This window comes from Cupriavidus malaysiensis, assembly GCF_001854325.1.
GTDB classification, from domain to species: domain Bacteria; phylum Pseudomonadota; class Gammaproteobacteria; order Burkholderiales; family Burkholderiaceae; genus Cupriavidus; species Cupriavidus malaysiensis.
The window spans coordinates 1,884,684-1,898,501 of record NZ_CP017754.1; the positions used below are offsets into that span (position 1 = coordinate 1,884,684).

Below are 13,818 nucleotides of genomic sequence, written 5' to 3' on the forward strand. Positions count from 1 at the left end.
CCGGTGTGCGGGGCCGCGGGATGCGGCCCGTGGGTTGAACAACAAAACGGTGATGCGTCTGGATCAGTGGGGCATGGGGTGAATGGCCATCAGCACGTTCCGGTGCAGCGTGACCAGCGATGCGGCGAGGCGGTCCGTCGCGGGCCAGGTCTTGGCGCAGATCCCCTTGTAGACGTCGATCTGGCGCAGCTCGGCCTGGATCCGCGCGTGCGCGGCATCGCGGCGTGCCTGGACCGTCGGCATGGTGGCCATCACCGACATCACGAGCTGCTCGTGGTTCATCGGCAGGTTCGCCAGCGGCGGATTGAAACGCGACAGCCAGTTGCGCAGGTTCGCATCGGGCTGCTTTTCCGCGTCGGCCTGGGTCGGCAACGGGGTGCGGGTCGGGTCGAGCAACGACGACGGCAGCGGCACCACGGCCAGGCGGAGGCACGCGTCGCGGGACACCAGCGCCGGGTTGGTGGCCACCGCCTGGGCGACGATCTGCTCCGGCGTGGCGGGGGCAGGAGCGGCGGGACGACGGTGGAGGAACTTGGTCACGCCGACGGTGGCGGCGAACAGCAGGCACAGGCCGGCGAGGAGGGCAGCGCCCTGTTGGACACGAGGATCGAGCTTCATCAGTTCAAGGTCTCCCGGATGGCATTTTTCGGGTTGGCGAAGAACACATCGGCATGGGTGAACAGCCCAGGGGAGCACAGGTTCACGTGACCACCGAGCACCGTCTGCTGGAGACCTTCCGGGTCGAACTGGTTGTAGACGGGCTGAACGGCGCCGTCGCACTTGTAACCGCCCTCGATCCACCAGTGGCCCCAGCAGATCACGATGACCGCCAGGCAGAGCGCAACGAGCAGCCCCACCAGCGAAAGCCCGCCGACGAGGACGAACCGATTCCGACGGCCCCGTTTCACGTCCTGCTCGAGCTTCCAGATGTCGTTCTTCGTAAAGTCCAACGGGTCCATTTGTTCCGTGCGGCCTTCACGACGAGCCTTGGTGAAGGCATCCATCCTGTCGATCATCCATTGGAGGTTGTTTTCACGGACGTGCTGGCGCTTGTGGAAACGCCAAAACTCCAAACCGATGACGAGCGCCACGAAGAGCAACCCGGCCATCACGATCGGCACGAGGTCGGCCGTTCCCTGCGGGTCAAGCAGCGACGAATAAAACTTCGGCGTCGCCCAGTACGCGAAGCCCGGAAGGGTGGTGCTCAGCATGAGGTCTCCTCCTCGATGGTGCCCGCGTAGCGCGTCGGGCCATGGTCTACACTTAGCAGGATAAAGGGCCGTGTCAAGCCGTGCCCTGGCACGGAAAAGCCCGGACGGATCCGAGCTTTGGTTCAGGTCAGGCGGCGGTGCGTTCCGGGTCGTTGGACGCCGCCATGGCCTGCCGGCGCTCCAGCTCGTCGTAGAGCGTCTGGATGCCCTGCAACCCCGCAAACATACGGATCTGCTTGACCGAGAGCTTGCCGATGGTGTCGCAGAGGTCACGACGCGGCACCCCACCACGCTTCACGTTGATCATGCCCACGTAGCGGTGGTTCAGCAGGGGCCAATCGTCCGAGGGGAACAGTTCGACCACGTCGCCGTTCGGGTCGGGCACATAACTGTTTTCCCCAACCTTGTGCTTCACATAGAACCGCGGGGGCTTGTAGTCGTCGTGCTCGACGGCACCGCCCATGAACTTCCAGCTCAGCGCCCCCGCAACGCGCCGGGCCAGGCCCGAGGCGAGGGCGCCCGTGCCCCGCACAACCTCCCACAGGTTGGTGGTCACCGCGCCCACGGAGAACATCAGCGCGAGCTTGGCGAGCGACGCCGGCAGCCGGCCGGACCGGTCCTTCGGGTTGTGCAGGGCGTCACGATCCGCCTTCGTCAGAAGGACGTCCGTCGGCCGACTCAGGTCGTAGCGCAGGCGCTTGAGCATGGCCAGCCGCTGACCCGGGTTCAGCTCCGGCTTGCCGATCCTCGCGGCCTCTCGAGCCCCCTGGTGGGCGCGCTGGAAGTCGTTCGACGTGATGTCCCTGAGCGCACCCGACAGGTAGTAGTTGTAGTCGTGCACGCGCTGACGCATCAGGCGATCATTGGCCCACCCATGGCTCGCCGGCGAGGACTTCATGCTGCACCAGGAGATGAAGTTGCTCAGGAACGCCCGCGCGGAGTCCTCGCCCAGGCGAGCGTAGAACGCATCGACCGTCTGGGACGCGAACACGCACCGCAGGCCCAGCGAGCGCGCGGTGGACAGCAGCTCGCCTTCGTCCGCATGGCTGCCCTTGCCCAGAAGGATCTGGGCTTCGTCGATCATGCACAGCAGCGACCGCTGCTCGGGCCACTTGGCCTGCCAGTCGACCACGCTCCCGCGTTCCTTGACCGCGTTGAACACGCGCTTCTTGGCCAGCATGGTGATGATCTTGCCGGCCTCCTGGTACAGCGTTTCGGGCAGGGAGATCCCCACCACGGCGCCGCGCATGCACGCGAGCACGTCGCAGCCCTCTTCGAGGTAGGCCCACTCCACGAGCTTTTCGTTGCTCATGATCGGGGTGAACCAGGACGACAGCGTGGCACGGATGTCGGACCGCAGGTCCGCGCGCAGCTTGGGAAGGTCCAGCGAGGCGAACTTCAAGGCCTGGCGGATCAGCTTCCCGCGGGCGTTGTTCGCCAGCACGTCCGGGTGCTGCTGCAACCACCCAACGAGCCCGAGGCCACCCGGCACCTTCGGAGCGTCCGACGGGATCGGGATTTGGCCGGTCTGCGGGTTGGGCTGCGGCTGGATGTTCGAGATGAAGATCGAATCCTCCATCCAGGACATGGCGAAGTCGCTCAGGGTCGCAAAGTGCCAGAAGTAGTTGCGCAGGGCCGACGCGAAGGGTTCCGGTACGTCCATCTTGGAGGCCTTGCGCCAGGCGGCGTAATCGGTCCAGCGCTTGAACGTCGTGCCGTCGGTGCTCATGGTCTGGACCAGGCGGTCCAGATCGTCGGACCAGGCCCGGTAGTTCGCGAAACCGCGCTTGCGAGCTTCGGCTTCCAGCTCGATCATTTCCAGCTCCCTGGCCGTCCACAGCAGGCGGGCCGTGTGACGCAGCCAGTTCCCCGGGCTGACCGTCCAGAAGTCTTTCATGTCGCTGGCGTCGTTGTTCACGGCGAGCAGCGCGCTCGTCACCTGCTCGGGGGTCATGCCTTGCAACAGCGCGAACGGATCGCCACCCGGTTCCGGCGAAATCTGGATGATGGTCAGGATCTTGTCCAGACCCTGCTCGCGCAACGCCTTGATGATGTCGTCCGGCAGGGAACCCTTACCGTCCAGCAGCAGAGCACCACCACAGTTTTCGAACACACCGTTGCGGAACTGACCGTAAACCAGCCATTGCTGGACCAGGGGCGTGAGAATGCCGAAGGTCTTCCCGGAACCGGTCTCCCCGATCACCAGCAGGTGGGTGGTCAGGTCGTCGTGGGCCGACAACCCCATGTACATGTCCATGTCGGGGGCCAGAGGGTCGCCCTTCACGCGTTGCAGGTAACCACGCGCCGTTCCGAGGATGATCACCGGACCGTTTTTCGCGAAGTTGGACGCAGCGTTGATCTGAGTCTGACGCATCATCATCGCGTCGTTGTCGTTCGGCGTTTGGAACGGTTCCGGGAGCTTGAACAGGCGGTCCTTTCCGGAGCGGTTGGCGATCAGCGATTCGAGGAACGGCCGGCCCAGCATCAGGGAACTGCCGGCGGCGACAACGGGCCCGGCGAACTCCGGGAAGGTCGCCGCGGCGGCGGTCTGCACCGCGAGGATGCCCATCGTGTATTGCGCGGTGGGGCGGATGATGTAGCGCCAGTTACGGCCCAGCAGGGCCAGGGTCCCGATGGCGTAGGCGGCTTGCGTCAGCACGAGGCCGGGCAGGCCCATGTGGCCCGAGGCCACGATCGCCTCGGACGCGACAGTGACCAGCGGGTGCGCGTAGAGCAGGGCGGTCTCGGCCAGGCTGGACCCGCCGTACCCGATCTCGCAGTCGTCACCGTCCACCTTCAGGAGCTGGACGAGCGGCGTTCCGTCACCCGCAACGGCGGTGTCGCCTTCCTTGTCCTGCAGGTCGAACGGGGCGCGGTTCGTGAGGGGGATCTTGCGCCGGAAATACTCGGCGACCTGCATTTTCACGTTCTTGGTGATTCGCTCACGAGCGCGTCCCATGAGGCCGGTGTAGGCCATGCCCTGACCGGCATCCTTGAACAGAGCGGGCTTCAACCGTTCAATGAACTGCGCGGCGTTACGGTCGTAAGGCGGGGCTTTGACCTTCGGCGCGACCGCAACCGCGGTTGCGGTGTCGGTGCTGCTCTCGGGGGCGTTGCTGGTGGGACGATCGACCGTTTGGGTCTCGTTCTCGTGCATGGTTCCTCCCATGGATCAGTTGAAGAAGGTGTGCGCCGAGGCGGCCAGCGCCTGGGTGTAGCGGTCGTTGAGCATGAAGCTCACGACGATCAGCACCGCGCCGACGATTAGCATGCGGCGCGAGAGCCACACGCGAATGTCCCGACGGATGAGCTGGTCGCGCACGTTGTTGCGAAGCTCGAAGCTGAACTGGGGCCGCTCGGCTGCCACGTGGTAGAAGCCTTCCCGTACGCCCAAGGCTTTGGGCGAGCCGAAGATCAGTCGACCGATGACGTCGAACACCTTGCTGCGCCAGGAAATCTCGTCGGCCAACGCGCCGAACTGCAACGTCGGGGCGCTTTTCTGGCTCGGGCTTTCGGTCGTGGTGGTGGGCGTTTGTTTCAAGGTCTCCTCCTCGTCGTTGGTCGGATCAACATGGCAGGTTCTGATGCCGTGTCAACCCTGCTGGTGGTGCGGTGGAGAGGTGCCGTAGCACCCCTCTACTCAAGGCTTTACGGCTGATGGTCGTGCTGCTGAGCCCAGGCATCGAGCTTCGCGTTGGCCGCGTTGAGCTGGGCCTGCTCGCGCGCCAGGTTGTCGACGTGATGCACCACCGGCGGCCGGTGCACGGTAGGCGCTACGGCGGGCTTGGCCACCACCGGAGCGGGGGCAACCGGGGCCACGTGCGCAACAGGGGCAGCGAGCGCAGCAGGCACCGCCGGCGCAACGACGCGCGGGGTGGCCACGGGTGCAGGGACGGGGACTACCGGAACCGCCGGTGCCGGCACGGTCGGTGGTGCGATCGGGGCAGGGGCCGCGACCACGGGAGCCGGGGCCGCGACCGGATCCGAGTTGCTCGAACCCGAACCGATCCACACACCGGCGACGATCACCAGGAGCGCCGCCACGCCGATCACAACGGGCTTGATGTAGCTCGTCAGTCCGGCCAGGCCAGCGCTGGCGGGCTTGGCGCCCCAGGCCGCGTCGTGCGCTTCGATCCCCTCTCGGGCGGTTACGGCAACGTGCGTGCGGTTGGCCATCATGGCCAGGTTCCGACCGCCGTTGTCCACCGCGGAAGCGACGGCATCGAGGAAATCAGCGTCCATACCCATACCATCGACGGCTTTCAGCTCCGCGAAGGTGCGGGCCAGTCGCTCGTGCGCCATCCTGTAGTTGCTTTGGGCACGGATACGGCCGTTGGAGTCGGACACGTCGTTTGCCGCGTTGTAGGCGTCGGCGGCTTCGTCGAGGGCGCGATACTCGGCTCGGGCACGTTCCCCGAGGGCTTCCACCTCGAGCATCCCGCTGAACATGCCGCGCAGCTTTTCCGCGTTCTCGATGAGCGACGCATCAGGATCCGTTTCCTCCTGGCGGTACGCGGCGAGGGCGGCCCCGAGGTCCTCCACCGCACGCCGGATGTTGCCCATGAGCGTTTGATACGCTTCGGCGTCGTCGCCAGCAAAATCGTTGAGCGCACGGCCCGCATCGGACATGCTGATCATGGCGTCGACCAGCTCAAGGCCCACGCCCGACGTCGGCAGGGACGTCTGAGGCGGAGGTTCGACGGGCTGGACCGCGACCGACTCCTCCACCGCAGCGACCGGCGCCACGCTCGGCTCAGCAACAGGGGCGGCAGCCGGAGTGGTGCCGTTGTCCGTCATGCCGTTCAGCATGTCCTCGGCCGATTCCACCTCGGGATCCCCGGGCGCGGCAACCGACGGCGCGACCGGGGAGGGCACCACCGCTGCGGCGGGAACATTGCTCGGCACCACCGTTGCAGCGGGCGCGGATTGCGCCGCCTGAACGATCGTGTCGACGTGCTGGGCACCCTTTTCGATCGCCGCGCGCAGATCGTTGAGCTTGTCGGTGATCTTGGCCTCGGCCTCGATCGCCTGGTCGGCGAGCACCACCTCATCGGGAGCACTGAACCGCGCGGTCCGCTCGCACCCCGCGTCTTCGGCCGCATCGACGGCCTTTTCCCACGCTTGGGTGGCGTCCCGGTACGCAACTTTGGCCTCGTTCGCGCTCTTCAGCTTGACTTGGAGCTGGGTGTCCTGCGCGAACGCAACGGTCATCTGACCGGCGGGCTGCTTGCGCAGTTCGGCCATGAGCCGACTGGCCTGTTCCAGGCTCAGGTTCTGCATGAAAATGGTGGTGAGCTGACGCTGTACGTCGTCGAACGCGGCAAGCGTTTCTTGCGCGGCATCGACGTACTCCTGCGCGGCCATCTTCACGAGCACCGCTGCGGTACCCAGGTCATCCCAAGCGTAGCCGACCGCGGTCTCCAACGATTTCTTGTCCATCCTCTGTCTCCTCCAGACATGTTGTAGGTGGCAGGGCGGCGATCACCGCCCTGGTCGGCCGTCGATCAGACGCTCGGGACCGGCGTCAGGACGAGCTTCGCCTTCGCGGGCGAGGTGACGGTGTGCACCACGTACGTGGTGGTCTTGTTGCTGTTCGGGATCGCAGCGTCCAGGAGTCCCCGGACCCAGTTCGCGTCCCGCGCCATCACGTACACGCCGATGGTCACCGGCTTGTCGGACTTGCTGGCCAGCTCACCGGCCTTGCTGATCAGGTCGGCGACGCGCGGGTCGTGGGTCTTCATGCCGGACGGGGGAAGCCCGATGTCCGTGTGGTTCCAGGCCGGCATTTCCTTGCTGGTCGGTTTCCCGTCCTTGTCGCGGTCGTGGACCATCGCGGTCGCCACGACGACCTGCTGCTGCGCGTTCATCGCGGTCAGCTTGTCCCGCAGGACCTTTGCGCCTGCCTGCGCGTTGTCGAGCTGCTTCTGCACCGACGCGGCGTAGCTCTCCGCACCGAGCAACGCGGCACCGCCGGCGCAACCGAGACCGGCTCCGGCGAGGCCGTGGCCGGTGAGGACGCCGACCACACCGCCCACCGCAGCACCACCGAGGCACCCGATGGCAGCACCACCGGTGGCCGCCGCGCCACTCTGGCTGGAAATGCCGAGGTGATGGCCCAGCGATTCGCTGGCATCGTTGATCGACGCGCAACCGGCGGTGAGGCTGACCATCGCGGCAAGGGCCACCACGGTGACCGAGGTTTTGAGGCGTTGGGACATGGGGTGATCCTCCTGAACGTTAGGGCCAGCGGATGGCCGATCACTTAGAACTAGCAGCTTTAGGTCCCATGTCAAACCGTGCCAGGGCACGGGCAAGACAACGGAAGGAGCAGGCGATCAGGCTTCGCCCCATCACCACGGGCGGGGTGCTGGCCAGACGTGCGGAAAGCAAAAAGGCCCCGGGGCGAACCCGGGGCCAGCGACCCTGACCATGCCGGACAAGGCCGAGGAGACGCTGTGGATCAGCGGCGGCGCTCGTACTCGTCGTCGACGCTCAGCTTCAGCTCGCGGCGCTTGTCGTGCTCCTGGGCGTGGCCCGTCTGGGTCTGGCTCACGTCCTGCGCCGGCGTGCTGGGCGCCAGGCCCAGGCGTTCACGCTGCGCGGCTTCGGCCTTCGGACCGCGGAGGCCCAGCCCCTCCCAGAGGTTCTTCGCCTCGTCGGAGTTCTCGCGGACGCGCTCGTTGTGGGCCTGGACCTGCGGGGCCAGCGGCTTGTTCGGATCCACCACGATCGGCGCGGCATCCTTCCGCTCCTGCGCGGTCGTACCACCCGTCCAGGACATGAGGCTGTCCAGGGTCTTCGTAGAGCTGCTGACCTCCTGCTGCGGCACATGAGCGCCCGACTGGCCCGGGGGCAGCAGCTTCGCCTCGCGCTCGACGATCGGGCGCTCGGTCTGCTGGGCCGGAGCAGTGGGGGTGCCCACCACACGTACCGGTTCACGGTCGCCACCGGTCCAGGACATGAGGCTGTCCAGGACCTTCGAGGTGCCCGTGGCCTCCTGCTGCGGCACCTGCGCGTCGGACTGGCCCGGCGGCAAGAGCTTGGCCTCGCGCTCGACAATCGGCGTGGCGACCTGCTGCTCGCGCTCCACCGGCGTGGTGGCCTGGGTCTGCACGGTGGGCTGCTGCACGACCTGCTGCTCCTCGCGCGCCTCGACCTTCGGCGTGGCGACCACCTGGTGCTCAGCGTCGTGCCGGGCGGCCTGCACCGGTTCCACCGTGGCGGTGTGGCCCTGCTCACCGCGGCCCTGCTGCTGGTCCTGCGCGACGGTCTGGGCCTGTGCCTGGGCACGGGCGTCGATGCGCGACGCGAGGCGATCCCCACGCGGCAGCAGGGCTTCGATCGGCGCGACCTGGTGGCCGTGCTCGCGTACGAACGTCTGGGTCTTCGCCTCGAGGTGCTCGTGCAGCGCCTCGTTGACGAACGCGCGATCGTCCGGCGAGATCGGGCCGCCCATCGCGTTGTTCAGGCGCGCACCAGCGGTCAGCAGGTTGAGGCTCGGGCTGGTGGCACCGTCCAGGCCGTTGGCCTCGCGGTTCCACGGCGCCACACCGTCGACGGTTTCGCCGCCCATGCTCATGCTGTACGCCACCCCGTCGGAGGTGAAACCCTTGACCTTGATCGAGTTGAACCCTTCGTTCAACACGTCCGGGTTCAGCTTCGCGGCGGGCGCGTTCATCGCCGCCTGGATGCTGGCTTGGCGCTGGGCCTCGGCGCTCAGTTCCTCCTGGGCGACGACCTTGGTCTGCTCAGCCGCGGAGCTGGCCAGGGTCGTGGTCGACTCGGCCTTGCCGTCGCGTGCCAGCGGCTGGTAGTGCTCGGGATTCTGGACGCTCGCGTCCAGCCACGAGGCCATGCGCTCCTCGACCGTCAGCGCCACCTCTTCACGGACCTTCCCGTGCAGGGCCTCGTGGGCCTCGCGCTGCTGCGCTTCGTGGGCCACGAAATCGTGCGGTGCGGCCGACCAGGTGACCTGCGGCACCGCCCGCTGCTCGCCGTTGGCGAGCTGGACGGTCTTCGGCTCGGTGCGGTACGCCCGCAGTTCCACCGTGTCGCCGATCTGTACACCGCCGACCTCGATGGCCTTCGGCAGGTCCTTGCCCCAAACGGTGTGCTTCTCACCGTCGCGGGCTTCCACCACAGCAAACGGGGAGGGCTTGGCGCCTTCCACGTCCTGATACGGACGGACCCCCTGCTCGAGCAGGACCCCACGCGCGTAATGCTCGGCCACCGTACGAGCGTGGTCCGGCTGCGGCACGAACGGCAGGATCCCCTGAGTGGTGGCCAGCTCCTTTTCCTTCGCCTGCTGGACCGCCGCGTCGTACTTCGCGCGCTGCTGGGCATCGTGCTGCTCGAAGTTGTGCGGACGGGCGCTGAAGTGGATCACCGTGGTGGGATACTCCTCGCCGGTCTTCCGGTCGGGCTGCATGGAGGTGGTGATGTCCCCGCGCAGTTCCACGGTCATGCCGGGGAGCACGTTGCCCTCCTGCAAGGCGCGCGGAATGTCGAAACCGTAGACGCGGCGAACGGTGCCCTCACGGTCCTCGATGGACGCGTACGGCGTCGGTTCCTGACCGTTGATCTTCATGTCGTGGACCCCGTGATCGACCAGCTTCCCACGGGCGATGACCACCTCGTCGGTCTCCTGGTAGTCGGGCTCGGGCACGAACGGCTGGACAGCGGCCTCCTGGGCCTTCTCCTTCGCCTTGACCTTTTCGACCTCCACGCGGACCGCGTTCTGCGCCTCCTGCAGCTCGTGTACACGTGCGTTCTTCGCCGCAACCTCCTCGGCGTGCTCCTTCGCGATCGCGGTGCGGATCGCCTGCGGCGCGGTGAACTCGCTGCGTTCCAGCGGGGTGACCTGCAACGGCTTGAAGCCGATCATGGAACGGCGGCGGCCCACGATCAGCTCGCCCTGGCCCGTCATCAGCGTGGTGAAGAGGTGGCCCTCGCTCGGCACGGTCCCGAGAACGGACGCGCCGATTTCCTTACGCTGCAGGACGCGACCGTCCTCCCGGGTGTCTTCGCGCTTCACCCAGTTGAACTGCTCCTGTACGGTGGCGCCGCTGCTCAGGTCGCGGTCCGGGTCGGTGATCGGGTGACCGTGCTTCACGTCGTAGGCGAACAGCGCGCCGAAGGCCTCACGGGCCTTTTCGCGGTTCTGCGCCACGGCTTCGGGCGTCCCGCGGAGCAGGGCGGACCGTTCGGCGTGGAACGACGCATGTTCCGCGGCCTTCACCAGGTCCAGGCGGACCGTGTCCGGCCCGGTGCTGTTCATGCGGCTGACGTACATGGCCTCCTCGTGGGCCTTGTACGCGTTGTCCAGTGCCACGAACGCGTCGGTGCGGGTGGTCCCTTCCGGCAGGGCCTTCAGGAACGCAGCGGCATCGAACAGCCCCTGGCGCTCGCCCTTGGCGTTCTTCACGAAGCCGTCCGGGGCGTCCTCGCGCGGGCTCATCGCCACGTTGTTCGCCGGGTCGGCGTAGCGGGCACGCCAAAAGTCGTAGACCTCGCCAGCCCACTTGCCCTGGAAGTTCTCCCATGGGCCGGTCGGCACCCGCTCGGGCACGCTCGGCGTAGCCACAGCTTCCGCAGCTTGGGCGGGAGCACCCTCCGGGGTCTTCTCGCCCGTGGGGGTGGCAGGGGCCTGGACCTTCTCGGTCTCGGCAGGGGCAGGGGCGGACGGCGCGCTCGACGGGGCGAGCGACGGCGCAGCGGGCGCACGCGCGGCGACCGGCTGGGCGGTCTGGCTACGCTGCTGGGGGGTGGCCTGGGCCTGGGCCTTCGCCGGCGCCGGGGCGGTCACGCCCAGGGTCTTCTCGACGGCATCGGCGACCATCTGGCGGCTGGGCAGGTCGGTGGGGGCGAACACGGCGGCCAGGTCCTCGTCGGCCTGCTGGCGCACGGCGTCGCGCTCGGCGGCCGGCAACTGGTCGACGAACGGCGTCAGGGCGTCGAGCAGACGCGCATGGAACCGCTGTTCGAACAGGTCGGCACGCGTGATGCCGTTGGGCACCTCGACGCCCGGGGCGATCACATCGGCCGACGCGGCGAACGCAACGTTCAGGGCCGACAGGCGATGCTCGTCCATGGGCAGGTCCCGTTCGTACGCGTAGCGGTTGAACGCCTGACCGGTTGGCGTTTGATCGAGGCGGTTCAGCAGCTCGTCCTGCCGCGGGGCCACCTCACGGTAATGGAGGTCGCGGTCCTCGGCGGCTTGCAGGCGCTCCTCGAACTGCGGCGTGAGGTCGATGCCGGTACGCTCTTCGAGAACGCCGAGGGCATGCTCCTCGAACTGCTGCCGGATCGAAGCGTCCGGGGTATTGCTCGGGCGGGTCTCCCAGACCCAGGCCACGGCATCGCGCACGACGGAGTCGCGGTGCTCGTCGAACAGCGCGCGCTCGTCACCGGTCAGGTCGCTGGCCAGGTCGGTCAGCAGGTCTTGGGGCATCCGCTCGGTGATGTCGTACAGCTCCGAGACGTGGCGCTCCGGCCAGGATTCGGGCGCGTCGACGCTGAACTGGTGGCTGATGGCGATGGCTTCCGGGCCGCGCCATTCGAGGCCTTGCTCCCGCACCACGGGTTCGAGGAACGTGCGCGCGATGGTGTGGCGCAGCGTGTCCTGCAGGTGGTCCGGTACGCTGCGGTCCAGGAACTCGCCAACGTTGTCGGCATCGACAACGTTCCGCAGCAGGCTTTCCTGCAGCGCTTTGGCCTGGGCCTTCGTCGCTTCGGCGTGCAGGTCACGGTCGAACGCCTCCGGGCCGTCCGTGTAGCGCTGGCGCAGCCAGTCGGCGGTCGGGGAGGCCTGGAACCGCTCCATGTAGCGGGTGAACTCCGCTTTCGACGCGTCGCTGGCGGCCATGGTCGTCAGCTCGAACACGTCGCGATCGCTGGCGCTCTCCAACGGCTGGGGCGCGGCAGGCGCCGGCGCGGTGACGGCGGCTTCCACGGCGCGCATCTCGCGCACGCGGCCCCAAAGGTTGGCCACACGTTCCTGGACGGAACCCAAAAGGCCCGGACGGCCGTTCTGCTGGTCTGCCATGCTGTCTCCCCCTGTACTGTACGTGGCGGTCGCGCGAACGCGTCCGATCACCCCAGGTTAGCGGCTTTTCCGGGGTGCGCAAGTACCCCGGCGTTACAGGAATGGCCGTGCCGTGGCACGGCTTGAGAGCGGTGGCGATGGGCGAAACGGTGGACGAAAAAGAGGGGGCGACGTGCCCCCTCAATGCGACGTTTCACCCTTGAAACGCCGCCCCCGTTGATCGTGAAATCGGTCCCGCTGGATCAGGCGGCCCGCAGCCCGGCGCGCTTGGCCAGGGCTTCGTGGCGCCAGGCTTGGCGGCTCGCGGTCTGGTCCCGCTCGTTCTCGCGCACGGACAGGTGGCGAGACCGGGAGCCCTTCGGCGAGCGGAGCATGCGCTGCACCCCGTAGGCCTCAGCCAGTTGGCGGATTCGCTTTTTCGTGAGCAGGCCGTCGTCGTCGAGACCGTCGAACAGGTGGGCAGGCATTGCAGGCTCCTCGTGCTGGGTTTGGGACCCGTGCCGTGGCACGTCTTCCATACCTTCAACCTAGCGGGCTCTGTGGGCGTGTCAAGTGCGCGAACGACGTTGATCTGGGCCTTGCCGGTTGCTCGAATGCCGCAGTCTTCCAGAGGATGTGGGGCGGCGGGCAGGAGTGGGTACGGAGCGGGCGCTTAAGGTTTTCCACGAGCCGCCGTAAACGCGCTCAGAGGGCTGAGCCCCTTCAGGGGACGGCTGGCATGGAGTTATTCCATGCAGGAGACGGCGGTCAACGTCGTTGCGATTCAACCAAGCACGGAGCAAAGAATACAAATGGCATATCGACACGACCCGGACCTGGGCTTTCTGGGCAAGATGAAATCGAGCGATCTGAACGACCTCGTGCGTTGCCTGACGCACGACAAGGACGGCAGCGCCAGGTTGACCGAAGAGCTGACGATGGCGGACGATTACAAGAAATACGCCCCGGACCATAGCAAATACTGGCAGCTCATCGCGGCCGAGGTGCAGTGCTTCGGGGGCAACACGTTCGCTACCATGTTCCGGGGCGGTAAGGGCGTGTTGTACAAGGAGGTGCTCTGCGACGTGTGCGACAAGATGGACGTGAACTACAACGCCAAGGCGTCTGTCGAGACGATCGAGGGCAACTTGCTGATGAAGATTTTGCAGGACGCGCTCGCGAAAATGACACCCGAGCAGCTCCGCGAGCTGGCAAAGGAACTGGGCATCAAGGACTTCGCGAACATCACGTCGCCGGCGCTGGTGATGGTCTTCCAAACGATCTTCCGCGCGGGCGGCTTTAAATCCTACCAGCTCACGTTGATCGTCGTGAACGCGGTGCTGAAGGCCTTGATCGGCCGCGGGCTGTCGTTCGGTGGAAACATTTTGCTGACCCGTACGATGGCGATTCTCACCGGTCCGGTCGGTTGGATCATCAGCGGCGTCTGGACGGCGGTGGACATCGCTGGTGCCGCGTATCGCGTGACCATCCCGGCGGTCATCCAAATCGCTGCACTTCGGCAGCAGCAGATGTACGGCGACATGGCCGACCAAGTGAAGTTTGGCTAACAGGCGGGCGGGGGGC

General features: G+C 66.9%; 9 protein-coding genes. 1 reads left to right on the forward strand and 8 read right to left on the reverse strand.

The features are described from left to right. Nucleotides 1-63: 63 nt before the first annotated feature. The 8 genes from BKK80_RS08235 to BKK80_RS08270 form a co-directional block, all read right to left on the reverse strand. Nucleotides 64-618, reverse strand: coding sequence for a hypothetical protein (locus BKK80_RS08235; RefSeq protein WP_071068843.1), 555 nt, complete (start codon nt 616-618; stop codon nt 64-66). Further along, on the reverse strand, nt 618-1,211 hold the full coding sequence (locus BKK80_RS08240; protein ID WP_071068844.1) for a hypothetical protein: 594 nt from the start codon (nt 1,209-1,211) through the stop codon (nt 618-620). Before BKK80_RS08240 ends, BKK80_RS08235 begins: the two co-directional genes overlap by 1 nt. Nucleotides 1,212-1,338: 127 nt before the next feature. Continuing rightward, nucleotides 1,339-4,368, reverse strand: a complete 3,030-nt coding sequence (locus BKK80_RS08245; RefSeq protein WP_071068845.1) for a type IV secretory system conjugative DNA transfer family protein — start codon at nt 4,366-4,368, stop codon at nt 1,339-1,341. Nucleotides 4,369-4,383: 15 nt separating this feature from the next. Continuing rightward, nucleotides 4,384-4,752: a hypothetical protein gene (locus BKK80_RS08250; RefSeq protein ID WP_150728475.1), complete on the reverse strand. Its 369-nt coding sequence runs from the start codon at nt 4,750-4,752 to the stop codon at nt 4,384-4,386. Between the two features lie 107 nt (nt 4,753-4,859). Further along, complete coding sequence (locus BKK80_RS08255; protein WP_071068847.1) at nt 4,860-6,650, reverse strand: hypothetical protein; 1,791 nt, start codon at nt 6,648-6,650, stop codon at nt 4,860-4,862. A gap of 65 nt (nt 6,651-6,715) precedes the next feature. Further along, nucleotides 6,716-7,429, reverse strand: coding sequence for a hypothetical protein (locus BKK80_RS08260; protein WP_236903733.1), 714 nt, complete (start codon nt 7,427-7,429; stop codon nt 6,716-6,718). Nucleotides 7,430-7,671: 242 nt separating this feature from the next. Continuing rightward, nucleotides 7,672-12,255, reverse strand: coding sequence for a hypothetical protein (locus BKK80_RS08265; protein ID WP_071068849.1), 4,584 nt, complete (start codon nt 12,253-12,255; stop codon nt 7,672-7,674). A 242-nt stretch (nt 12,256-12,497) separates the two neighbouring features. After that, nucleotides 12,498-12,722, reverse strand: a complete 225-nt coding sequence (locus tag BKK80_RS08270) for a hypothetical protein (protein WP_071068850.1) — start codon at nt 12,720-12,722, stop codon at nt 12,498-12,500. 264 nt (nt 12,723-12,986) lie between these two features. Between BKK80_RS08270 and BKK80_RS08275 the strand changes: the two genes are divergently transcribed. After that, nucleotides 12,987-13,802, forward strand: coding sequence for a YaaW family protein (locus BKK80_RS08275; RefSeq protein ID WP_236903734.1), 816 nt, complete (start codon nt 12,987-12,989; stop codon nt 13,800-13,802). Nucleotides 13,803-13,818: the final 16 nt, after the last annotated feature.